Source organism: Sphingomonas colocasiae (assembly GCF_019880585.1).
In the GTDB taxonomy this organism is placed as follows: Bacteria; Pseudomonadota; Alphaproteobacteria; order Sphingomonadales; family Sphingomonadaceae; genus Sphingobium_A; species Sphingobium_A colocasiae.
Window position 1 is genome coordinate 974406 of sequence record NZ_JAINVV010000004.1, and the last position, 24680, is coordinate 999085.

Sequence of the window (24680 nt, forward strand, 5' to 3'; positions counted from 1 at the left end):
GGCGGATCCCCTCAGATGACCGAGAGGTGCCGTGCCAGCTTGTCGAGCGCGCCGTTCCAGCCCTCTTCATGGCTGATCCGCGAGGCCTCGGTCTTCAGCCGGGCATGGGTGAAGGTCAGCTCCGTGCCGTTCCCGATCGGGCGCAGATCGATCTCGACGCGCGATTCCCCGCCGGCTTCCTCCGGCTCGCCGCCGCCCGTCCATCGCCAGCTCATCGCCAGCCGGACGGGTTTATCGACCTCCAGATACTCGCCGCTGCTTTCATGCTCGCTGCCGTCGAGCATGCGGAAGCGCACCCTGAAGCGACCGCCGACGCGGATATCGGCTTCCGCCAATAGCACCGGGCCGTCGTCCGGCCCCCACCAGCAGGCGATGCCCTCCGGCGTGGTCAGCGCGTCGAACACGATCGACGGCCGCGCCGCGATGCGACGCACGATGGTCAGGCTGGTCATGCATCATCCTCCCGCGCGACCGCTGCTCTTTCCTGCGCTTCGGCATAGGCGGTCAGGCGGTCGAGGCTCGCCGACCAGAAACGTTCATATCTGCGAAGCCAGTGCATCGCTTCCTCCATGGGGGCAGGCGTCAGCCGCACCGCGACGGTGCGCCCGGTCTTGGATCGCGTGATCAGCCCGGCATCGCCGAGCACGTCGAGATGCTTCATCACCGCCGGCAGCTTGATCGCGAACGGGCGCGCCAGTTCGGTCACCGAGACACTGTCCTCACGCTCGAGCCGCGCCAGGATCGCGCGCCGTGTCGGATCGACAAGCGCCGCGAAGACGCGGTCGAGGGGCGATTCTGGAAGCTTTGCCATATAGTGAAGTATTGGCCGGCAACGATGCGCTGTCAAGGCCGCGTTCGCCGCTCAGATGATCTGCTGTTCCTCGATCGCGTCGTTGCGCAGCTTCATCCCGCGGCGATAGGCGACAAAGGCGACGAGCGGGGTGGGCAAGGCATAGTCGATGAAGGCGCCCCAATAATAGGGGCCGCCATTTGCGAACCCCCATCCGGCGAGAGCGCTGACGATGAACCAGCCGGACAGTACCGACAGCAGCTTACCCGCCAGGGGATCGTCGCAGAGGCGTTGCCAGACCAATTTCTCCGATATCCAGGCCATCGCTAGAACCGCTGCGAAGCACCCGGCCAGAAACCCCAATTGATGCCACATAGATCTTCCCTTCGTTCGTGCAGCGGAACGATATCGCCTTCGAGCGTGCGAGATAATGGGGGCGGGGGTCAGATTGATCCATTTGGGATCAGGTTGTCGTCAGACTCGCCCTGTCGCTCCGTCGTTCGATCGCTGAGGTCGGACTGTAACGGAACCGTCACAGCTGTCACAAAAGGATCAAGCAGCGCCCCTATCGCCGCACGAATCGGATTTTCCGTGAATTGGGGGTGACCATGAAATTGCGTGTCGAGACGAGCCGGATCGCGCTTGCTGCCGGAGTGCTGACCTCGATTGTGATGGCGGCGGCGCCCGTCGCGGCGCAAACCCATCATGTCGTTCCCGGCGGCACCACCGATACCGCGCAGAAGACCGTCGCCGGCACCGACAGCATCACCGTGCAGGCGGGCGGAACGCTGCAGACCACGACCAGTCCGGCGATCAACTGGAACAATGCGTCGACCGGTCTGGTCATCACCAATTTGGGCACGATCCGCAGCACCAATGCCAGCGGCCGCGCGATCAACGCGTCGGGCGACGGCAATGTCCGCTCGATCACGCTCACCAACAATGCGGGCGCGGTGATCGAAAGCGCCGACGATGCCTTCCGTATCAACGTCAATCCGACGGGCGGCACGATCACCGTCGACAATCATGGGATCATCCGCACGACCATAGCGGGCCAGGCGCTCGATTTCGATGCCGTCGCGACCGATGCCGCGACGATCATCATCAACAATCATGCCGGCGCCGAGCTGCGCTCGACCGGCCAGGATGCGATCCGGCCGGGGCAGGGCGCGGTCGTCACCAATGCCGGGCTGATCCGCTCGGATGGTGCACCCAACAACAGTTTCGACGGCATCGATTGGCAGGCGCGATCGGGCAAGGTGATCAACCAGGCGGGCGGGGTCATCTCCGGCCTGCGCCACGGCATCACCAGCGATACCAGCGTCGACGTCGTCAACGCCGCGGGCGCCACGATCACCGGCCGCAACGGATCGGGCGTCGGCTCGGACGGTGACGGCATCGTCGTCAATTACGGCACGATCACCGGCCAATGGGACGGCGTCGCCACCAATGGCGACGGCGATGGCGTCGATATCGATCTGGTGGGCACGATCCGCAATTACGGCACGATCGAGGGGCTGAGCGCGGCCGGCGTCGATTCGGGCGGCAGCCCCAACAATGCGCAGGGCATCGCGATGGGCGGCGGCCTGATCGAGAATGCGGCGGGCGCGACCATCGTCGGCGGGGCCGATGCGATCCTGATCGACGACGGATCGGGCGGCGGCGCTTATGGTTCGACCGCGATCACCAATGCCGGCACGATCCGCGGACTGGCCGGCACGGGCATCGTGCTGGTCGGCGATTTCGCCGATACGATCACCAATTCGGGCACGATCGCCGGCGCCACCGTCGCGCTCGACATGGGCGCCGGCAACGATACGCTCAACGTCCAGACCGGCGCGGTCTTCACCGGCGCCGTCGATGGCGGCGCGGGCATGGACCGGATCAATTTCAACGGCAGCGGCAGCTTCGCGGGCGCCGCCGGTTTCGAACAGGTCGCGGTGCAGACGGGCACTTGGACGCTGACCGGCGCGCTTGCCGCGGACAACTATCAGGTCGATGCCGGTGCGACGCTGACCAGCGCGACGAGCGCGACCATCGCCTCGACCGCGACGCCGCTCTCCATCAGCAATTCGGGCACGATAGCCAATAGCAACGCCACCGGCCGCGCGATCAACATCGCCGGATCGAACAATGCCCGCGATATCAGCATCACCAACAATGCCGGCGCGGTGATCCAGAGCGCCGACGATGCGGTACGCGTGAACTTCAACCCCACCGGTGGTACGATCACGCTCAACAATGCGGGCATCATCAAAACAACCAATGGCGGCCAGGCGATCGATTTCGACGCCGCCGCCTCGGGCGGTGCGACGATCGTCATCAACAATCTGGCGGGCGGCGAACTGCGCTCCTTCGGGCAGGATGCGATCCGGCCGGGGCAGGGCGCGGTCGTCACCAATGCCGGGCTCATCTATTCGGATGGCCCCGCCAACAACAATTATGATGGCGTCGACTGGCAGGGCAAATCGGGCAAGGTGATCAACCAGTCAGGCGGCGTCATTTCGGGTCTGCGCCACGGCATCACCAGCGACGTGAATGTCGACGTGACCAATGCGGCGGGCGCCACGATCATCGGCCGCAACGGATCGGGCGTCGGATCCGACGGCGGCGGCATCGTCGTCAACAACGGTACGATCATCGGCACCTGGGACGGTGTCGCGACCAATGGCGATGGCGACGGCGTCGATATCGATCTGATCGGCACCGTCCGCAATTTCGGAACGATCCGCGGCATCAGCGCGACCGGCGTCGATTCGGGCGGCCGGCCCAACAGCGCGCAGGGCATCGCCATGGGCGGCGGCACGATCGAGAATGCGGCGAACGCGCTGATCAGCGGCGGCCGCAACGGCATCCTGATCGACGATGGCGCCGATAACGGCGCCTATGGCGCGACCACGATCGTCAATGCCGGCCGGATCGAGGGGCTCGCCGGCCCCGCGATCACTTTGGTCGGCGATTTCGCGGACACCATCACCAATTCGGGCACGATCGCCGGAACCGGTGGCATCGCAATCCAGATGGGCGGCGGCAACGATGCGCTCAACCTGCTCGCCGGATCGGTCATCATCGGCAGCGTCGACGGCGGCACCGGTAGAGACACCGTCACGCTGGGCGGCCCCGGCACCGGCAGCTTCGCGGGCGCGGTCAATTTCGAGCGGCTTGCAGTCGCTTCGGGCAGCTGGACTTTGACTGCGGCGTCCAGCTTCAGCGAGGGCACAACGATCGCGGGAGGCGCTACGCTGACCGGCAACAGCACCACATTGACCGGCGCGATCGCCAATGCCGGCACGCTGCGTATCGATCAGGCGGATGCGGGCACGCTGGCGGCAACGCTCACCGGCACCGGCCTGTTGCAGAAACTGGGTGCGGGCACGCTCGCCATCGGCGCGCAGCCGGGCTTTGCCGGCCCGGTCGATGTGCTTGCCGGCCGACTCAACGTGCTGGGGGCGATGCCCTCAGCAGTGCGCGTGGCGAACGGCGCCACCTTGGGCGGCACCGGCACGATCGCGGGCGCGACCATCCAGTCGGGCGGCACGATCGCGCCGGGCCTGAGCGTCGGCACGCTCACCATCACCGGCCAGCTCGTCCAGGAAGCCGGATCGACCTATGCCGCCGAAATCACTTCGGCTGGTGCCGACCGGATCGCGGTGGGCAGCATCGCGACGATCCGTTCGGGCGCGACGCTGGCGGTCACCCGCGCGAGCGGCGATTATACGGTTGGTTCGCGTTACACGCTGCTGACCGCCGCAGGCGGCGTCAGCGGCAATTACACGACGATGACGCAGAACCCGCTCGGCAACACCGAATTGCGGCTGGGATCGAACGCCAACGCGATCTATGTCGATGTCGTGCGCACCGGTGCGTCGCTGGCGCTGCTGGGCCTCAATCCCAATCAGGTGAATACGGCCACCGCGTTCGGCACGCTCGGTGTCGCCAATCCCGCTTATGCTGCGCTGACGTTGATCCCCAGCGACGATGCAGTCCGCACGGGGCTCGACCTGCTCTCCGGTGAGATCCATGCCTCGGTCAGCACCGCGATGGTGCTCAACGCGATCGCGGCGCAAGCGGCGCTGGCGCCACGCTTCTCGGTCGATACTGCGGGCCCCGCAATCTGGGGCCAGTTCGTCGCGTCGAGTGATGAGGATTCGGGCATTCTCGGCGCGGCCGATGCCGAGCGTGAGACGACCGGCGGGATCGGCGGCGTGGACTTCGGTTTCGCGTCTGGCGCTCGTATCGGCATCGCCGGCGGCTTCACCAGCGAGGATCTGACGGTCGCCGCGCGGCGCAGCACCGCCAAGCTCGAGACGGTGCATGTGATGGCTTATGCCGGGGGCAGCTTCGGTGGCGTCAATCTGCGTGGCGGCATCGGCTATGGCCGGGTGGACGTCAGCACGGTGCGCGACATCGCTTTCCCTGGCTTCACCGATCATGCGGTGGCGGATTACAAGGGCACCACGCTGCACGGTTTCGCCGAGATCGGCATGCCGATCGCGATCAGGGGCGGCGCGGTCGAACCCTTTGCCGGCCTCGGCATCTATCGCGTCAAGACTGATGGTTTCAACGAAGCCGGTGGGCCGGTGGCGCTGCGTGTTGCTGCGCGCGAAGACACGTTCGGCCTCGGCAAGCTGGGCGTGAAGGCATCGACGCCGATCGTTGGCGGACTTTCCGGTCGCGGCAGTCTGGCCTGGCAGCATGTGTTCGGCGATCTGGTTTCGACGGGTGTCCACAGTTTCGGCGCCTCGGTCGCCAGCTTCGGCGTCACCGGCACCGCGCTGTCGCGTGACGCCGCGGCGGCGACGGTCGCGCTCGACTGGCGGATGAGCAAGGCCGCGACGCTTTCGGTCTCCTATGACGGGCTGATCGGCAAGAACGGTTCGCAGAGCAATGGCCGCCTGACGCTGTCGATCGGGTTCTGAACCCGCCGACGCGCGTCGCCGATTGCTTTCTTGCAACGATCGGGAGCCTTCCCGGCTTCCGATCGTTCTCGAACCGGCAAGGAGGCGCGCGCGATGCTGCAACATGTTCCGCACTGGCTTGGCAGCCTGCTCCGCAACGTACGCGCGGGGCATGCGAAGCTCGTGATCGCGCAGGAGGCGCTTGGGCTGGGCGATGGTTTCATCGAACTGTCGAGTCCGGCGTTCGCGGATGGCGGGCGGCTGCCGATACGCTTCACCGCCGATGGCGAAGGTGTGTCGCCGCCCTTGATCTGGCGCGGCGTGCCCGAAGGCGCCACCAGCCTGGCGCTGATCGTCGAGGATCCGGATGCGCCCGCGACGAGTCCGCTCGTCCATGCGATCGTCTGGAATCTGCCGCCTGACGAGACGGGCCTGGCCGAAGGCGCGATCGCGCGCGACGGGCATGGCGAGGCCGATGGCCGGGATGTCGGGCGGAACAGCCTGTTCGCCGAAGGCTGGTTGCCGCCCGATCCGCCCACGGGGCACGGCGCGCACGACTATGTCTTCCAGCTTTTCGCGCTGTCCGACACGCCGGTGATCGGCGACAATCCCGGTCGCTCCAGCATGGTCGACGCGATCGCCGGCCGCGTCCTGGCGGCGGGCATGCTCGTCGCCACCTATTCGCGTGGCGAGGAAGCCGGTGTGGGCGCCGCCGGATTGGTGGAGGCACGGGCATGAACAGCGGCAAGCCCATCGGCTATGGGCACTGGATCCGGCAGGCCGAGGCGTGCCGGCGGACGGCCGCGCGCATCACCGGCGAATTCACCCGCGCCTATCTGCTCGATCTCGCGATGCGCTGCGACGCGCTCGCGGCGGCATCCGTACCGCGCATCCGACCGAAAGGCGGTGTGGTGGAGGGCTCATCCGCAGCGGGTGGACTGATGTTCGCGAAGCCGGTTCGCGATCCGGTATCGGACATGCTGATCGCGCGGCGGCGTTTCGGCCCCGACGCGCGCGGCTGACGACCGTCAGGATATGCGGCGGATCAGCTCGCCGCTGTCGATCACTTCGAAACAGGCCTCGTCGATATAGCGCACGGGCTCGCCGGTCTCGAGCGTGAGCTTGGTCGCGCCGAGATGGCGGCGCGTGCCCGTACTGCTCCGCGCCAGATGGACATAGCGATATTCGACGACGGCAACCCGCGTGCCGTCGTCGCCGATGCAGCGATAGCGGGCGAGTTCCTCCATCACGGCGACTCTCCCGGCTTGACCTCGACGATGCGGAGCGATCGTTCCTGGCCCTCGCGATCGGGCCAGTCGATCGCGTCACCTTGCGCCAAGCCGATCAGTCCGGCGCCGACCGGGGTCAGGATCGAGATCCGCCCCGCCTCGATATCGGCGTCCTGCGGATAGACGAGTTGCACGGTGCGCCGCGTGCCGCTGCGCTCGTCGACATAGGCGATGACGCTGTTCATCGAGACGGTGTGGGGTGGCAGAGTATCCGCCGAATGGAGTTCGGCGCGTTCCAGTTCGGTGAGCAGCAGATCCGCCACCACGGGCTGGGCTTCCTCGATCCGCAGGGCAAGCGCGGTCAGCGCTTCGCATTCGGTGTCGATGATATGGATGGGCGGGCGGCGGTGCTCCACCGCAGCCGAGGATGTCGTCATGATCATGTCTCTCAGGGTTCGGCGCGCACGCTCTTCGGCCGCCGGGTGCTTCGGAAATTGTCTCCCCGGGCTTCGGGTGAGGATAAAGGAAGCCCGGGGCTAGCTGCGCGCGGCGAGCTGCCCTGAGTGGTGGCGATATCGCCCATGGATGATCTCGGTGATCATCATCGTGATGTGGAGGCGCGAGGGCGGTCTGTCAAATTCGGGTTTGTTGGAGAAAGCGCGAAGGGCGCTTTCTGGCGCTACCGGTCCGCTCCTCCGCCCAACCACCCGTCAGGATCATACCGGATCGGGCGGTTGGGCGGGGGAGCGGGCCGGCAGCGTGCGGCGATCAGGGAAGCGCGGCGACGATGATGACCTCGACGCGATACTCGTCGGTCGCCAGGCGGACTTCGCCCGTCGCGCGGGCGGGGGCGGTCGCCTGGTCCACCCAGTCTTCCCACACCGCGTTCATCGCGGCGAAGTCGCCCATGTCGGCGAGCCAGATCGTCGCGCTCAGGATGCGCGAGCGATCGGTGCCGGCTTCGGCGAGCAGCGCGTCGATCGACGACAGCACGGTGCGCGTCTGCGCCGTCACGTCGTCGCCGGGGTTGCCGACCTGGCCGGCCAGATAGACCAGCCCGCCATGGATCACGGCCTGGCTCATGCGCGGCCCGGAATGCAGTCTGACGATGCTCATTGATGGTTCTCCTTTTCGTGGTCAGGCTCGATAGCGTGCGATCGACAGGCCGTCCGCATCGATTTCGGGGGCACGGCCGGAAATAATGTCGGCGATGACATGACCGGATCCGCACGCCATGGTCCAGCCGAGCGTGCCGTGGCCCGTATTGAGGTAGAGATTGGGGATCGCGGTCGGCCCCAGGATCGGCGGGCCATCGGGCGTCATGGGCCGCAGGCCGCACCAATAGGATACGTCCGACAGGTCGGCGGCGCCGGGGAAAAGATCGTCGACGCAATAGAGCAGCGTGCCGCGCCGGCGCTCCGGCAGGTCGCGACTATATCCCGATATCTCGGCCATGCCGCCCACGCGAACGCGATTCCCCAGGCGAGTGATCGCGATCTTGTAGCTTTCGTCGAGCAGCGTGGAGACGGGCGCGCGTTCCGCATCGACGATGTCGGCGGTGATCGAATAGCCCTTCACCGGATAGACGGGCACGCGGAAGCCCAGCGGCTTCAGCAATGCCGGCGAGAAGCTGGCGAGCGCGACGAGATAGCGATCGCCGGTGACCATGCCGCGATTGGTGCGCACGCCGGCGATCTGGCCCTGCGCGACCGCGAGCGATTCGATCTCGGTGTCGTACCGGAATTCGACCCCCATCTTCTGGAGCCGCGCGGCCAGCTCGGTCGTGAAGATCTGGCAGTCGCCGGTCTCGTCATTGGGCAGCCTGAGGCCGCCGACGAAGCGCTCGCGCGTCGCGGACAGGCCGGGTTCGGCGCCCACACAGCCGTCGCGATCGAGCACTTCATAGGGAATGCCATAGTCGCGCAGCACCGCGATATCCTTGGCGCTGCCGTCGAGCTGCGCCTGGGTGCGGAAAAGCTGGAGCGTACCGCGCTCGCGATGGTCATAGTCGATGCCGAGTTCGGTGCGCATCCCGGCGAGCTGGTCTCGGCTGAACTCGGCCAGGCGGACCATCCGGCTCTTGTTGAGCGCATAGCGCGCGCTGGTGCAGTTGCGCAGCATCGCCGCCACCCAGCGCACCATCTCCATATCGAGGCCGGGGCGCAGGATCAGCGGCGCATGGCGCATCATCAGCCAGCGGATCGCCTTCATCGGAATGCCGGGCGCCGCCCAGGGCGAGGCGTAGCCGGGAGAGATCTCGCCGGCATTGGCGAAGCTGGTCTCGAGCGCCGGGCCGGGCTGGCGATCGATCACGACCACTTCATGGCCGGCCTTGGCGAGATACCATGCCGATGTAACGCCGATGACGCCGGCGCCCAGAATGACGACCTTCATTATAATCCCCCCGGTGACTGGATGTCGGTCACGCCGCTTTCGATGAAGAGGCGCTGGAAGCGCGTGCCCAGACGCGCCAGGATCTCATGGTCGATGGTCCCGGCATCGTCGGCGACATCGACGGCGGACTGGCTCGGCCCGATCAGTTCGACGAAATCGCCATGGCCGAGCGCGCCCTCGGGCAGCGCGCTGATGTCCACTGTCATGCAGTCCATCGAAACCCGGCCGACGATCGGCAGGCGCACGCCCTTGAACCAGGCGGCGCCGCGCCCGCTCAGGCTGCGCGGCCAGCCATCGGCATAGCCGATGCCGAGCGTGGCGAGGCGCTGGGGCGTCGATGCGATATGCGCCAGGCCATAGCCCACCCCGTCACCGGGTTCGATCGTGCGGATCTGGATGATGCGCGCGTCGAGACGCACGGCGGGGAGGGGCGATGCAGTCGTTCCTGTCGATACCGTTCCGAACAGGGCAAGGCCGGCGCGCACCAGATCGAAATGATATCCGCCGCCGAGCACCGCGCCGGCGCTGTTGGCGATCGAAGCGGGGACGGCCGGGAACAGTGATCGCACCGCCGCGAAACGCGCAAGCTGATCGGCATTGGCCGGGTGGTCGGGCAGATCCGCGCAGGCGAGGTGCGTCATCAACAGGCGCAGCGAAAGCTGTTCGGCGAGGGTCGCGTCGTTTGCCAGCCGCACGGCGCAGTCGAGGTCCATGCCGAGCCGCGACATGCCCGTATCGATCTGGAGCGCGGCGGGCAGCGCGCGCCCGCGTTCGATCGCCAGCCCGCGCCAGGCCTCGACCTGTTCGGGTGCGTTGAGCACCGGAATGAAACCCCGGTCGGCGCACAGCGGCTCGTACCCAGGCTCCAGCCCGTTGAGCACGAAGATGTCGCTGTCGGGCTCGAGGACGCGGGCGATGGCGAGCGCTTCGGAGAGATGCGCGACGAAGAAGCTGCGGCATCCCTGTCGATGAAGCGCTTCGGCAACGAAAGGCGCACCGAGCCCATAGGCATCGGCCTTGATCACCGCGGCGCATGCCGCCGGCGCGACATGTGCCGCGAGCGCCGCGAAATTGGCGCGGACGGCATCGAGGTCGACGGTCAGACGACCGGTCCCGCCAGGACAGCCATTCAGATCCACGCGCCACCTCCTTGCGCGGATGTAGCGGTGAAGCTGTCGAATATTTCGCCTGATCGTGCTAGAAAGCGCCGAGTGAAAGCTATAATTCGCAGATTATTCGAAGATATGGAATAAATCACCATGCATGCCATCGATGAGACCGATCGCCGGATTTTGACCGCGCTGCGGCTGGACGGGCGGATCACCAACGGCGCGCTCGCGGCCAAGGTCGGCCTGTCCGCCTCGGCATGCCTGCGCCGCGTCCGCATGCTCGAGCGCTCGGGCGTGATCCGGGGCTATACAGCGATCATCGCGGGCAGCGCGCCGGACGAGGGCATGACTGCGATCGTCCAGGTCGCGCTCGACCGGCAGACGGAGGAGTATCTCACCCGTTTCGAACAGGGGCTGCGCAATCATCCCGAGGTGCGCGAATGGTATCTGATGACGGGCGACGGCGATTATGTGCTGCGGCTGCAGATCGCCAACATGGCGGAATATGAGCGTTTCCACGCGACCGTGTTGTCGCGTTTGCCCGGCGTGTCGCGCATCACCTCAAGCTTTGCCATGCGCAGCCATGCCCATCGATAATTCTTTGCGATGACGGTTGAAATCGGTTCGGGAAGACCGCTACCGGCGCGCGATGAGCATCATCGCAACCATCATGAATTCCGCCACCGGCGAACCCATCCAGAAAATGAGCTTCGGGCGGATGCCGCGCCCCTATGCCAGCTTCACGCTGAAATCGGGCGAGCTGGTCACCGCCGAACGGATCGACATCGGCAAGCCGGCGCCGGGCAAATTCGCGGCGCCGGTCGATATCTGGGTCACGCTCAAGGCCTGACCCGACGCATCTCGTTCAGTGATCAAAGCCGGTGCAGGCGCAGCGGCTTTGTTTCCTCACGTTTGATCAGCCTCTTGGCTTCTAGGTCGAGCTGGACGCCCTTGAGCCACCAGCCCGCCTTGGCGCCGCCAGGGAACAGCGAGTCGGGCAAGAGCGGCAACAGTCGCGCCTTGGTTTCGGTGACCGTCAGCCCGGGTGAGGCGGCAGGCAGCACCGCGAGGATCGCGTCGCGCATCGCCCGATATTTGTCGGCATCGACGCGGATTGGGCGGCCGGGGCTGTTGATATTCTCCATCAGCACCTTTTCAGGGGTGTCGCTTTTCATGCGGCCTCCAGTCCGGGCACGCGCGGAACGCGCAACCCCATCGCGATCCATGCGCCGAGCAATCGCCACATGAAGCGGCCGGAATGGCGGGCATAGGCAGGGACGTCGTCGGGAAGGGGGATATTGTCCGGCTGATCGGCGGTCATCACCCGCATCTCCGGCGGCTGAGCATGATCGGGGAAACGATCGCGATACATGCTCAGCCAATGGCCCTTGGAAAATTCGAGCGCCATCGGGGCATTGCAGCAGCGTGCGACCAATCGACGCGTGGGCGAATCGGGTTTGAGCCGAAGCGTCTCAAGCTTTTCGCCCCCACGCGTGCAGCGCAGGCGGTCCTTGCGATAGAGCAGGAATGTCGTGCCGCCGATGGCATCGAGCACCGCCGGCGCGCCTGGGCGTTCCTCGATCCGATGCCCGGCCGTCCGGCAACTCGTACAATGACAGATGACGCTCATGATCGGTGAGCCGGCCGTTTCGAATGTCACCGCGCCACATAAACATGATGCCGTCAGGGACTGACTGTCTTCACCGTTCATCGGAGTCGCTTCTCTTCGTTGCTTGAATCAAACTGGACTGTCCAGTACTAAGAGTCAATCAACACAAGCGACTGGAGGCTGTGCGCGTGGCGGAAGCTCTGATGGTCGAGGGTGAAGGGCGGTCTGAACGAAAGCGCCGGGCGATCATTGATGCCGCCACCGAAATCTTCCTGCGGAACGGTTATCCGGGCACCAGCATGGACGAGATCGCGGCACAGGCGGCGGTGTCCAAGCAGACGGTCTACAAGCAGTTCGCGAGCAAGGAGGCGCTGTTCGTGACGATCATCACCGGCATGACCTCCGTCGCCGGCGATGAAGTGCAGCGCGAGATCGCGGATCTGGGCGACAAGGACGATGTCGAGGCGCGGCTGCTCGCCTATGCCGAGCGGCAATTGATCGTGGTGCTGACGCCAAGGTTGATGCAACTCCGTCGCCTGATCATCGCCGAGGCGAACCGCTTTCCAGAACTCGGCGCTGCGCTCGATCGCGGCGGACCGTCGCGCGCGGTCGCCGGGCTCGCCATCGCCTTTGCACGCTGGGCCGGTCGCGGCCTGCTTGCGATCGACGACGCGCGGGTCGCCGCCTCGCAGTTCAACTGGCTGGTGATGGGCGATCCGGTGAACCGCGTCATGATGCTCGGCGACAGCGCCATACCAGATCAGGCGACACTGCGGCGTCACGCTGCCGAAGCGGTCCGGGCTTTCCTTGCGGCCTATCGGCTGCGTTGATTGGAATTTCCTGTCATTCCCGCGTGCGCGGGAATGACAGGAGAATTATTGCGCGTCGCGGCGGACGAAGGCGCCCTTCGCCCGGTCCTTCACCACCTCGGCGGCGTTGGAGATCGTGCCGTTCATCGCGATGTAGACGCCGGGCGCGGCGGTCTGGGCCGCGGCGAACGCCATGCCGAGATTGAACACCGCATCGCTTTCCGCGAAGCGCGCGGGTGTGAAGGCGCCCACCAATATGATCACCTTGCCGGGGATGCCGGACAGCGATTCCGCCGTCACCGTCATCGTATCCGTGCCATGGGTGATGACGAACCGCTTCGCTTCATCCGCGCGGATGCGCGCGACGAGCGCGGCGCGATCCTCTTCCGACAGATCGTTGCTGTCCTTGCGGAACATCTCCTCCACCCGGTGCGGCTGGGTGACACGCGCGATTTCCAGCAGCCGCGTCACGATCGTGTCGGTGATCTGATATTCGCTGAGGCTGTCGAAATATTGCTTGTCGATCGTCCCACCGGTGGTGAGCACCTGGATCGTGTCGTCGTTCGTCATCGATATCCCATTTCAAGGCAGTAGGCGCACCGACCATAGCCGATGTGCCGCGTCAATTTCGATCATGCCGGTTCTTCAGGCGTGACCCCTTAGCAGGGGCGCATGCCGCATACTCCGCCCTGGCTGCGTTGGACACTGCCCATCGCCTCGCCGGTTTGCCGGCGGATGTCCTCCCACTCCTTGCGCGTGCGGCAGGTGCGCGTCTTCTGAAGGCGAGAGCCGGTCACCGATTCGGTCCGGCAGATGCGCTCATTGGGGTCGGGAGCCGGTTTTTCCGTTTCGGGCGCTGCCAGTGCGGGCGAAAGCGCCATCGTGCCGGCGGCGCATAGAATGACAAATCGGGAGAACATGCGGAAAAACCTCACTCGAAACGGGTGCGCAATGGCGCAATCGCCGATCGGCACCGGTTTATATGTGTTTTGGGGGTTTCCGGAAAGATCGGCTTTCATCCGGAACGGATGAGCCCATGCTGCGTGCGTGATTGTGGGGGCCGCGTTCCGATGACAATGTTCGCGCAATGGAATGCCGCCAAGGCCGGGTAAAATTGGCGGGGGGACATATGGCGGGATCACGGGCCTTGCGCGTGCTGAAGCGCATCGGAATCGGGCTGGGGGGCATGGTCGTCCTCGCCGTGGCGTTCGGCGCCGCTTGTGAACAATGGGCGCGGCACAGCGCCGCGAAGGATTTTCCGCCGCGCGGCCAGCTCGTCGATATCGGCGGGCGCAAGCTTCATCTCGATTGCCGCGGCAGCGGATCGCCGACGGTGATCCTCGAATCCGGCGTCGATCCCAACGGCACATTGTCGTGGCGCCCGGTGCATGATTCGATCGCGAAGATCACGCGCACCTGTGCCTATGATCGCGCGGGCATCATGTGGAGCGACGACAAGTCCGGGCCGCACGACGGCGAAGGTGTGGCGCGCGATCTTCACGCCATGCTGCAAAAGGCGGGCATCGGCGGCCCGCTCGTCCTGGTCGGTCTTTCCGCGGGCGGCCCTTATGCGATGACCTATACGCGGCTCCATGGCGACGATGTGAAGGGGATCGTGTTCGTCGATGCTTCGCATGCCGATCAGGGCAAGAAGCTGCCCCCGCCGGGCCGCAAGGCCTATGTGGAACTGCCTTTCGTGCCGCGCGCGATGTCGGCGCTCGCCTGGACCGGGATCTGGCGCCTGGTGCCCTCTCAGGCCGCGCCTGGCGAACCGCCGGCCGAGGCCGGCGCGCGCCAGGCCTATATGGGGCACAGCGTCGGCGGCGTGATCGCCGAAATGGATGCGCTGCCCGCGATCTGGGAACAGGCGGGCAAGCTCCGCAATCTGGGCGATCGCCCCATCGTCGTCCTCACCTCCACCCAGCCCTATCCGCCCGAAATGTTGCAGGGGCTGGGCGTGACCAGGGCGGAGGGGGAGGGCATGCAGGCGCGCTGGAAGGCGCTGCATGCCGAGATCGCTTCCTGGTCGACGCGGTCGCGTCAGGAACTCGTTCCCGATGCGGGCCATTATATCCAGAATGAGCGGCCCGACGTGGTGGTGCGCGCGGTGGACGAGGTGGTGAAGGCGGTGCGCGCCGATGCGGTCAAGGCGCCGGCTGCGGCGCCCGCGACCTGAAGGTCAACCGTCGGATCGGATCAGCTTGATGTCGCGATCGGCGGCCCAGCCATGCACGTCCTCGCGGCGAAGCGCGGTCGCCATCAGATCGGGGAATTGATCGGGCGTGCACGCGAAGACGGGAATGCCGAGCGCCGCGACCCTGGCGGATAGCGCGGGATCATAGGATGGCCGGCCGGTATCGGTGAGCGCCAGCAGCACGATCACATTGACGCCGGTCAGCGTCAGTCGCGCCAGCCGATCGACCAGCGCATCGGCATTGCCGCCTTCGTACATGTCGGAGATCAGCACGAAGGTCGCCTTTGTCGGGCGCTCGATCCGCTCCTCGCAATAGGCGACGGCGCGATTGATGTCGGTGCCCCCGCCAAGCTGGACGCCGAACAGCACCTCCACCGGATCGGCAAGCGTTTCGGTCAGGTCGACGATCGCGGTGTCGAAGCAGACGAGCTTGGTCGCGACGACGGGCAGCGAGGCCATCACCGCCGCGAAGATCGATGCATAGACGACCGACGTCGCCATCGACCCGGATTGGTCGACGCACAAAATGACCTCGTCGAGATCGACGATGCGCCGCTGCCGCCGCATGAAGCCGATCAGCCGTTCGGGCACCACCGTGCGATGCTCCGCCTGATAATGGCGCAGATTGGCCTGGATGGTGCGCGGCCAGTCGATATCGGAAAAGCGCGGCCGGTTGGTCCGCCGGGATCGGTCGAGCGAGCCGCGTATGGCGTCGGCGGTCTTGCGCTCGAGCCTTTCCATCAGTTCGGCGACCACTTTCGCGATCACGATCCGCGCGGTCTCCTTGGTCTTTTCGGGCATCACGCCGCGCAGCGAAACCAGATCGGCGACCAGATTCACATCGGCTTCCACCGTCGCCAGGAATTCGGGTTCGAGCAGCATCTGGCGCAGGCCCTTGCGCTCGAATGCGTCCTTCTGGATCACCTGCACGATCGGGGCGGGAAAGAATTCGCGGATGTCACCCAGCCATTTGGCCACGCGCGGCGCCGATCCGCCAAGGCCGCCGCGCCCCTTTTTCGGCGCGTCGTCGCCATCGCCGTAAAGCGCGGTGAGCGCTTCGGACATCCGGCGATCGCTGTCCGACAATGCGGAGCCGCCATCCTCGGCCGCATCCACGCCCAGCGCCAGCGTCCAGCGGCGATCGCGTTCGTTCGCTTCGGTCATCGCGGCGCCCCCGCCGTCAGCAATGCGATCACCCTTTGCTCATGCGCCGGCCAGATCGCGGCGGCGCCGTCGATCAGCCGATAGCCGCCGGCGCCGCTGGTGGTGCCACGCCCGAATATGGCGTCGATCAGCCGGCGCCTTTCGGTGCGGTCGAGCGCCGAGAAGACGCGCCGGAACAGTGGCAGATTGGCGGTGAAGGCATCCTCCTCGAGCGACATCAGCCAGGCGTCGACGGCATCGCGCAACGATGCGTCATGGATCAGCCTTTGTCCCGCGCCCTCCAGAAACCCTTCGAAGAACCCGGCGGCATCGGCGACCGGCGTGCCGGGGGAGAGCATGCGACCGAGCAGGTCCGCCGCCGCATCGGCATCGAGCAACTCGGCTTCATAGAGCAGGCGGGCGGCAGCGCCGGCGATCAGGCGCGTCGCCTGTGCATCGCCCAGCAGCAACTGGAGCGCGCGGTGCCAGGTCGCCAGCGTATCGCCGTCGAGTTCGGCCAGCGCGATCGCGCGATCCGCCGCCAGGATCGCGCCGCGCAGCCGGCCCGCCGCATCGGCATCGAGGTTGCGGGCGGCATAGGGCAGCGCCAGCGCGGCCTGAACGACGATGCGCGGCATCAGCGCGGAAAGATGCGCCGCCGTTCCCGCGCGCGCTTCGCCATAGCGCATGATGTCGGCCATCGGCGTGATCGTGGCGAGCAATGTCTGGCAGTCGCTGGTCAGCGCCGCCTTGTCCTCCAGCAGCGCGATGCCCGCCTCGGTCGCGCGCGGCAGGTCCGCGACCATCGCGGTGCGGACCAATGTTGCCAGCGCGGCAAGATCGGCTTCGCCCCGCATCGCCTCGAGCAGGCGTCCGCCCGCGGCCTCGGGGATGGTCGATCCGAAAACGAGATTTTCGATCAGCCGCACCGCATATTCGGGTTCCCAGCAGAGCTGCCAATTCTCGCGGAAGGTGCCACGGCTGCGCCCCGCATCGGCAAGCCGGCCCCATGGCACGTCCAGCGCGTTCAGACGGTGAAGCAATGTCGATCGCGCGAGCCCGCTTTCGCTGCGAAGGTCGAGCGTCAGCGCGCGTTCGAGCGCCTCGGGCTTCAGGCGCGTCGCCTTTTGCTGGCGCTGCAGATCCTCCAGCAGCGGGGCGAGCGGCGTCGACGCGGGGATCGCGCCGACCGTCGATCCGATCAGCAGTTCCGCCGCGATATCGTCCCACAGGGCGCGTTCGCCGTTGCACAGGCAGGCGATCGCGGCTTCGCGCAATTCCTCGAAACCCGGCGCGGGCCGATCGCGCAGCGCCGCCAGCGCGGTGCCGAGCCGTTGCGCCTCGATCACCGACGCGGTCGATACGAAATGCCCGCGTTCGCGCATCACCCGCGCGATCCGCGCCAGCCAGACGGCATCGCGGTCCTCGGCGTCGCGCGTGTCCCACAGATGCGCGCACCAGCCCGGGGCGACGACGCCGGCGCCATAGCCGCTCGCGCGCGCCAGTCGCGGTGCGGTCCAGGGTGCCCAGGTCGCCTTGATCTTCGCTTTCGGACGTCCCTTCAGCAGGTCTCGGTCGGCGGTCAGGCTCTGTCTGGCGATCAGTGCGGGCACATGCCACGCTCCGCACACCACCGCGACCGGCCCGTCGCTTTCCTTCGCGGCGCGCGCGATCTCGATCCGCATATGTGCTTCGCGCGCGGCTTCCCGAGCGGAAAGTGGGCCGGCTTCGGCGCGAAGCGCGCTCATCGCGTCGGCGACGGCCGCGAACACCGGGCCGGACGACGGATTCTCCTCGATCACGTCGGACCACCAGGATTCGCCGTCGTCATAGCCGGCGGCGATGGCGAGCATGCCGATGGGATCGCGGCTGATCGGATCGTCGTCGGCGGTCGCGGCGGCGTCCTCCTCGATTCCGCCGCCATGCGCGCCCAGCCGGTCCGATGCGGGCAGGTCGATGAAACGCAGCGCGGCGCCGTGCCGTACCGCCCAGCGCGCCGCCTGATATTCGGGCGAATAATCGGCGAAAGGGAAGAAGCTGGCGTTGGCGGGGTCGTCCTCGGCATAGGTGAGCAGCGCCACCGGCGTCGCCATGCCCGGATCCGCGAGCATCGGCAACAGCGCCGACGCGTCCGCCGGCCCCTCGATCAGCACCGTCGCGGGCGCGAGCGCATCGAGCGCCTCGACCAGCCGGCGCGCGGAGCCGGGGCCGTGATGGCGGATGCCGTAGATCGAGACGTCGCCGGCCATGATGTCAGATCAGGTCGGTCAGCGAGGCATAATAGCCTTCGAAACCGCGCCGTTTCTTGAGCACGGTTTCCAGATATTCCCCGAGCACCGCGCGATCCTGCACCGGATCCTTGACGACCGCGCCGATCACGTTCGCCGCCAGCGTCTCCGGCGTCAGCGCGCCATTGTTGAAGAAGGTCGCCTGGCTGATACCGCCGACCATCACGGCGATCGCCTCCGCGGTCGAAAGCCCGCCCGAAGGCGACTTCAGCGCCACCTTGCCGTCCTCGGTGGATCCCGACCTGAGTTCGCGGAAGATCGCGACGACGCGCGCCACTTCCTCGGCGACGTTCTTGGGGGCCGGCAGGTCCAGGCTTCGCGCCATTTCGCCGACGCGCTTGACGATGATCGCGATCTCCTCGTCGGCGCTGTCGGGCAGCGGCAGCACGACGACGTTGAAACGCCGCTTGAGCGCCGAGGACAGTTCATTGACGCCCTTGTCGCGATTGTTGGCGGTGGCGATGATGTTGAAGCCGCGCGCCGCATAGACCGCGTCGTTGAGTTCGGGGATCGGCATCATCTTTTCGGAGAGCACGGTGATCAGCGTGTCCTGCACGTCGCTGCCCATCCGGGTCAGTTCCTCGAAGCGGCAGAGCTTGCCCGTTTCCATCGCGCGCATCAGCGGGGTCGGCACCAGCGCGTCGCGGCTCGGCCCGTGCGCCAGCAACTGCGCATAGTTCCAGCCATAGCGCACCTGGTTCTCGTCGGTGCCGGCGGTGCACTGGACGATCATCGTCGAATCGCCGGTGATCGCGGCGGCCAGATGTTCCGAGACCCAGGATTTGGCGGTGCCCGGCACGCCGAGCAGCAGCAGCGCCCGATCGGTGGCGAGCGTCGCGACGGCGGTTTCGATCAGCCGCTTGTCGCCCACATATTTGGGCGTGATCGCGGTGCCGTCGGCGGCTTTGCCGCCCATCAGATAGGTGACGACAAGCCGGGGCGACAATGCCCAGCCCGGCGGGCGAGGGCCGGTATCGCCGGCCGCCAGCGCCGCCAGTTCGGCCGCATGGCTCTTCTCGGCGGGTTGCCGCAATATCTCGCTCATCCAGTCGCTCCATTGTTTTCCAGGGCGGCATTCAGCCGGATCATGTCGAGGCGGGGATCGGCCGCCAGCATGCCGGCGCGGCCGAGCCGTTCCATCGCCTGGGCAGCTGCCGATCGCGATGCGAGCAGGCCGAATGCCAGCAGTTCGCAGGCCAGCTCCGCCGGACGCATCGCATCACTGTTGCTCGCGGCCACGACGATCGCGGCGCCGGCCGGCGTGTCGATCAGGCCATCCAGGCTGCAATCGCCGCCCGTAATGTTGAGCGCTACCTGGCAGGAGGCGCGCCGCCGCAGCAATTGCCGCGCGAAATCCATGCGTTGCGCGCGGTCCAGCCTCGGCAGCAGCGCGTCGAGCGTCGGCATGGCGGCGGTGCCGATATCATCGAGACGCCCGCACAGCGCCGCGATCAGCGCGTCCGGGGCGGAGCGGGCGGCCATCTCGGCGATGCCGGCATCGGCGATATAGTCTTCGCACCAGGTCCACATCTGGGCGAGCTCATCGGGCGTGATCTGCAAGGCCGCTGCGAAGCCGGCGATATCGACGATGCCGAACAGCGCGCGCCGCCGCTGGTGCTGTGCCGGCGTCTTGAGCGGCAATGCCGCGACGATCCTGGTCCGCCGCAGCAATCCCTTGGTCCGGACTTCGAAATAACCCGCCAGTTCGGCCGCGTCCTCGCCGGCGGCGGCGCCTTGGCCGAGCCGCGCGAGCAGGGCGGCCGCCAATGATTTCACCTTGGGCGCGCGGTCGCTCGTCGCGAGCGTTTCGAGCAGGCCGATATCATCGTCCGACAATTGGGGCGCCAGCAGCGAGAGCAGGCGCAGCCGGGCGTCGGCGCCTTCGCCCGCCAGTCTGGTTTCCAGAAGCGCGCGGGCGGCGGCGGGATCGCGGCGTCGCAATTCGCCGAACGCGGCCTGCCGCGCGGCGGGCCAGAAATCGTCCCAGCTCTCGGCGGTGAGCGCATGTGCCGATGTCCGATCCCTCGCCGCCGGTGACGCCGATGCCTCGGCCCAGTCGCGCCACGGTGCATAGGTATCGGGCGTGTCGTCGTCGCTCGCGGCGGGCATCCAGTCGGCCGGATGCATCGTCCAGCCGCGCGCATCCAGGAAACGAAGAAGGTCGCGGCGCTGGCGGGCGTCCTTCATCGAGAGCAGGATGCGGCGCACCGTCGCGCGGAGCGGATCGGGAATGGTCGCGAGCGCCAGTGCCGGCACATCGGGCAGCACGCGCAAGCCGGCGGGCGGCTCCACCGTCACCGCCACGCCCAGAAACTGGCCCGACAGCGCGAGCAGCCGCAGTTCGGCTTCTTCGGGGGCGTCGCCGAGCGCCTCTTTCCAAAGGCTGGTAGCGGGCGCGGCGGCCGCACCCATCGTCCAGCGCGTCAGCACCGCGCCCAATGCGTCGTGGATCGCCTCAGCCATCGGCGGAGACCCGTCCCCAACGCGTCTGCGCCGCCAGGATCGTCAGCCGGTTGCCGGACCAGATGGCGGCCGCCCGCTCCAGGTTCGTGCCGCGCAGCAGTCCGTCGATGGCGCCGGTCACCGGCAGCACGGCGTCGCCGCTGCCGGCGCGCCACCAGGGACGGTCCTCGGGATCGAGTGCGATCCGCCCTGCCGGCAGCAGGATCGGCAGGTCGATCGCCCAGGGTTCGACGAGAAACGGTGTGGTGAGTTCGTCGCTCAGGGGGGCTTTCGCGGCAGGCCAGCCGGCCGGCGCGCCATCCTGCGCCGCCGGGGATCGATTGACGAGCACCGCGCGAAGCGGGCGCTGCCCCGGATAGAAAGCGAGTTCGCCCGCGAATTGCTCGCCGGGCGTGAACACCGATCCGCGCCGGCCGGCGCTTGCCGGGAAATAATCGAGCAGCATCGCGAAGCGCGGGCCTTCGGCGTCGAGATTGAGCAGCCAGGTGGTTTGCGAGACCAGCCCGTCGCGGCGCGTCTGCACCTGTTCGGCCAGCACCTCCCAGCGTGCGGAAACGCGCGGCGCCTCCGGATTGCCGAGCACCGCGTCGCGCGATTCCGATGTCGCCACCGCGCGCCGGATATCGGCATCGCGTGGCGCCGCGCGAAAGGCGCGGGCGAGCAGCACCAGCTTGCCGAGTTCCACCGTCGCGCCGCGTGGCCGATCGCCCGTAGGCAGCGCCAGCAGGCGCGCGGGCAATTCGTCGATCCGGCCGGCGAGCGTCGCCGCCTTGCCGTCGACGAGCCGCGCCGCGATCTTGCGGCAGCGCGCGGTGGCGTCGTCGATGAAGCCGGCCAAGCCCATGCGAAGCTGGTCGCCGATCCATTGTTCGAGCGCATCGAGCGCATCCACGATGGCGCGTTCGGTGTCTTCGGACCGTTTCGCGGCCGCCGCCTCCCGGCGCGCGGCCGCTTTCGGATCTTCCGGCGCTTCGGCCTCTTCGGCCAGCGCGGCGCGCAGATCCTTGGGCGCGGCCGGCGCTGTGGTGGCCGCCGCCTTTGGCGCGCCTGCGCCTGTCCGCCGCCGCCCCAGCCAGTCGCTCACCCAATCGGGCGTGTCGGCGGCGGGAAAGGGGATGATCGCCTCGGCCTTCAGCCACAACAGGCCCAGCACATGTTTGCAGGGGAACTTCCGCGACGGACAGGTGCATTTATTGCCCAGGTCGCGCAGGTCCGCCATCACGCGATAGGGGTTCGCGCCGGATCCCGCGCACTCGCCCCAGATCAGCGCCCCGTCATGACTGATGCCGGTGCCCGACCATTTGGCAGGTTTGGCGAGGCCGGCCGCGGCCTTGAGCGACGATTGATCGGTGGCAAGCTGTTCAACCGCCTTCAGATCGATCGCCACGCCATTCCCCTACGCCCGACGCCGCCATGATAGGCGACGATTATGGAGGTGTGATGTCACGCCATCGCGCCTCCCGACCGGATTAATCGGACAGGTGCGGTTCGGGAAGATGTGCGCGCGTCTGTTTCACATATTTTCAAATAATTGGCCCGATCGGAAAATCATTTTCCGTTTCGAGTTGCACTGGCGGCGCACGCATGACACCTTCCCTCGAAACAGGGACGGGGGCGGACCATGCGGATCTTTCGGCTTGTCATGCTGGCGGCGATCGCGATTCTCGGATCGTGCAATGTGACGCCGGATGCCTCGGGCGATCCATTCGCGCTGCCCACCGGCACCGACGCGACCGAATGGCCGCTTTATGGCCATGGCTTCGGAGAACAGCGTTTCTCGCCGGTCGCCGATATCACCCGGGCCAATGTCGGTACGCTCGGGCTGGCATTCTCCTTCGACGATTTCGTCGTGCGCGGGCGCACGCATCGCGGCGCGCAGGCGACGCCGATCATGGTGGACGGCACGCTGTATTTCACGGGACCGTGGAGCGTCGTCTACGCGGTCGACGCGAAAACGGGCGCGCTCAAATGGTCGCACGATCCCGAAGTGGACGGCGGCTGGGGGCGGCATGCCTGTTGCGACGTGGTCAACCGTGGCGTCGCGGTGTGGAAGGGCACTGTCTATGTCGGCACGGTCGATGGCTGGCTGGTCGCGCTCGACGCCGCGACCGGCAAGCAGAAATGGCGTTCCGATACTTTTGTCGATCGCACGAAAAGCTATGCGATCACCGGCGCACCGCGCATCGCCGGCAACAACATCGTGATCGGCAATGGCGGCGCTGAAATGGGCGTGCGCGGTTATGTCAGCGCCTATGACGCCGAAACGGGCAAGCTTTCCTGGCGCTTCTACACGGTGCCCGGGGCGGGGCCGGACGAACATCCCGAAGTGACGATGGCGCGCAAGACCTGGGCGCCCACGGCTCGCTGGGATCTGGGCGGCGGCGGCACCGCATGGGACGGGATGACCTATGATCCCGCGCTTGGCCTGATCTATATCGGCGTCGGCAATGCCGGGCCTTATCCGGCGAAACTCAGGAACGGCGGCGGCGGGGGCGATAATCTGTTCGTCTCCAGCATCGTCGCGCTCGACGCCGCGACGGGGCGGATGAAATGGTATTATCAGACCACGCCCGGCGACGAATGGGATTTCACCGCCACGCAGAATATGATCCTGGCCGATCTCGATATCGGCGGGAAACCGCGCAAGGTGTTGATGCAGGCGCCCAAGAACGGCTTTTTCTACGTGCTCGACCGTGAAACCGGGGAATTGCTGTCGGCGGAGAAATATACGCCCGTCACCTGGGCCAGCCATGTCGACATGAAGACCGGCCGGCCGGTGCTGCTCGACAATGCCGATTACAGTACGCAGGAGCGCGTGATCTGGCCGTCGCAGGCGGGCGGGCATAATTGGGCGCCGATGGCGTTCAGCCGCGAGACCGGGCTCGTCTATATCCCGACGATCGAGATGCCGATCAAGTTCATGGTCGCGGACAAGGAGATGAAGACGCTGGTGCCGGGCGCAGCGAACATCGGCGTCGGCGCGGATTTCGCCGATGCGAAGCGCGATGCGGCGATCATGAAGGGCATGCCGGCCCCAACGCAGCATACCGTGCTGAAGGCCTGGAATCCGAAGACGGGGAAGCTGGTGTGGCAGAGCAGGCCGATGCCTTATTGGGGCGGCGGCGTGCTGACCACGGCGGGCGGACTGGTGTTCCACGGATCCACCGACGGCAAGCTGCGCGTCTATGGCGCGACCGACGGTGCGCTGCTCAAGGAGATCGATACCGGGCTGGCGATCATGGCCGCGCCGATGACCTATCGGATCGAAGGCCAGCAATATGTGGCGGTGCTCGCCGGGCTGGGCGGCGCGATGACCGGCTTCCCGCTGCTGCCCGGCTTCGCCGCCAATATCTATCAGAATCACGAGCGTCTGCTGGTGTTCAAGCTGGGCGGCGGCCCGGTCGATCTGCCGCCGCGTTATGTGAAGCCGGCGGTGCAGCCCATCCCGACCGGTCTGCCGACCGATGCTGCGACGATCCAGCGCGGGCTGACCGCCTATGCGGTCAATTGCGCGCGCTGCCATGCGCCGAGCGGTACGCGCAACGGCTATCCCGATCTCTGGAACCTCTCGCCCGAAACGCACGCCGCCTTTGACTCGATCGTGCTTGACGGGGCGCTGAGCTATGCGGGCATGGCGAGCTTCAAGGATGTGCTGACGCCGGCGGACACGCTCGCCATCCGCGCCTTCATCGCGGACGATCGGCGCAAGGCGGGAACGCGCAAGCCGGTGGAACGATCAGCAGGGCATTGAGGG

Annotated in this window: 25 protein-coding genes; 8 read left to right on the forward strand and 17 right to left on the reverse strand. The window is 66.8% G+C overall.

What is annotated here, in order from left to right; all coding sequences use genetic code 11:
• Positions 1-11 precede the first annotated feature (11 nt).
• From K7G82_RS10925 to K7G82_RS10935, 3 genes are read right to left on the reverse strand one after another with little or no spacing between them, the layout of a single operon-like run.
• Positions 12-452 carry an SRPBCC family protein gene (locus K7G82_RS10925; RefSeq protein WP_222989860.1) on the reverse strand — a complete coding sequence of 147 codons (441 nt, stop codon included), beginning with the start codon at positions 450-452 and terminating at the stop codon, positions 12-14.
• Positions 449-811 (reverse strand): ArsR/SmtB family transcription factor, encoded by a 363-nt coding sequence (locus K7G82_RS10930; protein ID WP_222989861.1) that lies wholly within the window; start codon positions 809-811, stop codon positions 449-451. Before K7G82_RS10930 ends, K7G82_RS10925 begins: the two co-directional genes overlap by 4 nt.
• A 51-nt stretch (positions 812-862) precedes the next feature.
• On the reverse strand, positions 863-1114 hold the full coding sequence (locus K7G82_RS10935) for a hypothetical protein (protein WP_222989862.1): 252 nt from the start codon (positions 1112-1114) through the stop codon (positions 863-865).
• A gap of 284 nt (positions 1115-1398) precedes the next feature.
• Between K7G82_RS10935 and K7G82_RS10940 the strand changes: the two genes are divergently transcribed.
• The 3 genes from K7G82_RS10940 (at position 1399) to K7G82_RS10950 (ending at position 6710) form a co-directional block, all read left to right on the forward strand.
• Positions 1399-5709 carry an autotransporter domain-containing protein gene (locus tag K7G82_RS10940; RefSeq protein ID WP_222989863.1) on the forward strand — a complete coding sequence of 1437 codons (4311 nt, stop codon included), beginning with the start codon at positions 1399-1401 and terminating at the stop codon, positions 5707-5709.
• A 93-nt stretch (positions 5710-5802) separates the two neighbouring features.
• The gene (locus K7G82_RS10945; protein ID WP_222989864.1) at positions 5803-6426 is read left to right on the forward strand and encodes a YbhB/YbcL family Raf kinase inhibitor-like protein; all 624 of its coding nucleotides are present in this window, start codon (positions 5803-5805) and stop codon (positions 6424-6426) included.
• Complete coding sequence (locus K7G82_RS10950; RefSeq protein ID WP_222989865.1) at positions 6423-6710, forward strand: hypothetical protein; 288 nt, start codon at positions 6423-6425, stop codon at positions 6708-6710. Before K7G82_RS10945 ends, K7G82_RS10950 begins: the two co-directional genes overlap by 4 nt.
• A gap of 6 nt (positions 6711-6716) precedes the next feature.
• Here the strand turns inward: K7G82_RS10950 and K7G82_RS10955 are convergent, their stop codons facing one another.
• From K7G82_RS10955 to alr, 5 genes are all read right to left on the reverse strand, one after another.
• Entirely contained in the window at positions 6717-6938 is a 222-nt protein-coding gene (locus K7G82_RS10955; protein WP_222989866.1) for a hypothetical protein, read from the reverse strand.
• Positions 6935-7354: a nucleoside diphosphate kinase regulator gene (rnk, locus tag K7G82_RS10960; protein ID WP_222989867.1), complete on the reverse strand. Its 420-nt coding sequence runs from the start codon at positions 7352-7354 to the stop codon at positions 6935-6937. The genes K7G82_RS10955 and rnk overlap by 4 nt, the downstream gene beginning before the upstream one ends.
• A gap of 331 nt (positions 7355-7685) precedes the next feature.
• On the reverse strand, positions 7686-8033 hold the full coding sequence (locus tag K7G82_RS10965) for a RidA family protein (RefSeq protein ID WP_222989868.1): 348 nt from the start codon (positions 8031-8033) through the stop codon (positions 7686-7688).
• A 21-nt stretch (positions 8034-8054) separates the two neighbouring features.
• Positions 8055-9311, reverse strand: a complete 1257-nt coding sequence (locus tag K7G82_RS10970) for a D-amino acid dehydrogenase (protein WP_222989869.1) — start codon at positions 9309-9311, stop codon at positions 8055-8057.
• Positions 9311-10450, reverse strand: coding sequence for an alanine racemase (gene alr / locus K7G82_RS10975; RefSeq protein WP_343228560.1), 1140 nt, complete (start codon positions 10448-10450; stop codon positions 9311-9313). The genes K7G82_RS10970 and alr overlap by 1 nt, the downstream gene beginning before the upstream one ends.
• 120 nt (positions 10451-10570) lie before the next feature.
• On the opposite strand from alr, the gene K7G82_RS10980 reads away from it, so the two are divergent.
• Both K7G82_RS10980 and K7G82_RS10985 read left to right on the forward strand, forming a co-directional pair.
• Entirely contained in the window at positions 10571-11017 is a 447-nt protein-coding gene (locus tag K7G82_RS10980; RefSeq protein WP_222989870.1) for an Lrp/AsnC family transcriptional regulator, read from the forward strand.
• A gap of 52 nt (positions 11018-11069) precedes the next feature.
• Complete coding sequence (locus K7G82_RS10985) at positions 11070-11270, forward strand: hypothetical protein (RefSeq protein WP_222989871.1); 201 nt, start codon at positions 11070-11072, stop codon at positions 11268-11270.
• Positions 11271-11292: 22 nt separating this feature from the next.
• On the opposite strand, the gene K7G82_RS10990 is transcribed toward K7G82_RS10985, so the two are convergent.
• Both K7G82_RS10990 and K7G82_RS10995 read right to left on the reverse strand, forming a co-directional pair.
• On the reverse strand, positions 11293-11595 hold the full coding sequence (locus K7G82_RS10990; protein ID WP_222989872.1) for a DUF6958 family protein: 303 nt from the start codon (positions 11593-11595) through the stop codon (positions 11293-11295).
• Complete coding sequence (locus tag K7G82_RS10995) at positions 11592-12131, reverse strand: GFA family protein (protein WP_281422983.1); 540 nt, start codon at positions 12129-12131, stop codon at positions 11592-11594. Before K7G82_RS10995 ends, K7G82_RS10990 begins: the two co-directional genes overlap by 4 nt.
• A gap of 86 nt (positions 12132-12217) precedes the next feature.
• Here K7G82_RS10995 and K7G82_RS11000 point away from each other — a divergent pair, with 86 nt between their 5' ends.
• On the forward strand, positions 12218-12859 hold the full coding sequence (locus K7G82_RS11000) for a TetR/AcrR family transcriptional regulator C-terminal domain-containing protein (protein WP_222989874.1): 642 nt from the start codon (positions 12218-12220) through the stop codon (positions 12857-12859).
• 45 nt (positions 12860-12904) lie between these two features.
• Here K7G82_RS11000 and K7G82_RS11005 read toward each other — a convergent pair whose 3' ends face one another.
• Together K7G82_RS11005 and K7G82_RS11010 are read right to left on the reverse strand one after the other, a co-directional pair.
• Positions 12905-13408: an asparaginase domain-containing protein gene (locus K7G82_RS11005; RefSeq protein ID WP_222989875.1), complete on the reverse strand. Its 504-nt coding sequence runs from the start codon at positions 13406-13408 to the stop codon at positions 12905-12907.
• A gap of 89 nt (positions 13409-13497) precedes the next feature.
• The gene (locus K7G82_RS11010) at positions 13498-13857 is read right to left on the reverse strand and encodes a hypothetical protein (protein WP_222989876.1); all 360 of its coding nucleotides are present in this window, start codon (positions 13855-13857) and stop codon (positions 13498-13500) included.
• 110 nt (positions 13858-13967) lie between these two features.
• Here K7G82_RS11010 and K7G82_RS11015 point away from each other — a divergent pair, with 110 nt between their 5' ends.
• The gene (locus K7G82_RS11015; protein ID WP_222989877.1) at positions 13968-15014 is read left to right on the forward strand and encodes an alpha/beta fold hydrolase; all 1047 of its coding nucleotides are present in this window, start codon (positions 13968-13970) and stop codon (positions 15012-15014) included.
• Between the two features lie 3 nt (positions 15015-15017).
• On the opposite strand, the gene K7G82_RS11020 is transcribed toward K7G82_RS11015, so the two are convergent.
• Genes K7G82_RS11020 through K7G82_RS11040 form a run of 5 tightly spaced genes read right to left on the reverse strand, consistent with a single transcriptional unit; the run spans position 15018 to position 22313 of the window.
• Positions 15018-16196, reverse strand: coding sequence for a VWA domain-containing protein (locus tag K7G82_RS11020; RefSeq protein ID WP_222989878.1), 1179 nt, complete (start codon positions 16194-16196; stop codon positions 15018-15020).
• Positions 16193-18424 (reverse strand): DUF5682 family protein, encoded by a 2232-nt coding sequence (locus K7G82_RS11025; RefSeq protein ID WP_222989879.1) that lies wholly within the window; start codon positions 18422-18424, stop codon positions 16193-16195. Before K7G82_RS11025 ends, K7G82_RS11020 begins: the two co-directional genes overlap by 4 nt.
• A gap of 4 nt (positions 18425-18428) precedes the next feature.
• The gene (locus K7G82_RS11030) at positions 18429-19508 is read right to left on the reverse strand and encodes an ATP-binding protein (protein ID WP_222989880.1); all 1080 of its coding nucleotides are present in this window, start codon (positions 19506-19508) and stop codon (positions 18429-18431) included.
• On the reverse strand, positions 19505-20926 hold the full coding sequence (locus K7G82_RS11035; RefSeq protein ID WP_222989881.1) for a DUF5691 domain-containing protein: 1422 nt from the start codon (positions 20924-20926) through the stop codon (positions 19505-19507). Before K7G82_RS11035 ends, K7G82_RS11030 begins: the two co-directional genes overlap by 4 nt.
• Complete coding sequence (locus K7G82_RS11040; protein ID WP_222989882.1) at positions 20919-22313, reverse strand: SWIM zinc finger family protein; 1395 nt, start codon at positions 22311-22313, stop codon at positions 20919-20921. Before K7G82_RS11040 ends, K7G82_RS11035 begins: the two co-directional genes overlap by 8 nt.
• A gap of 234 nt (positions 22314-22547) precedes the next feature.
• Between K7G82_RS11040 and K7G82_RS11045 the strand changes: the two genes are divergently transcribed.
• Positions 22548-24677 carry a PQQ-dependent dehydrogenase, methanol/ethanol family gene (locus tag K7G82_RS11045; RefSeq protein WP_222989883.1) on the forward strand — a complete coding sequence of 710 codons (2130 nt, stop codon included), beginning with the start codon at positions 22548-22550 and terminating at the stop codon, positions 24675-24677.
• Positions 24678-24680: the final 3 nt, after the last annotated feature.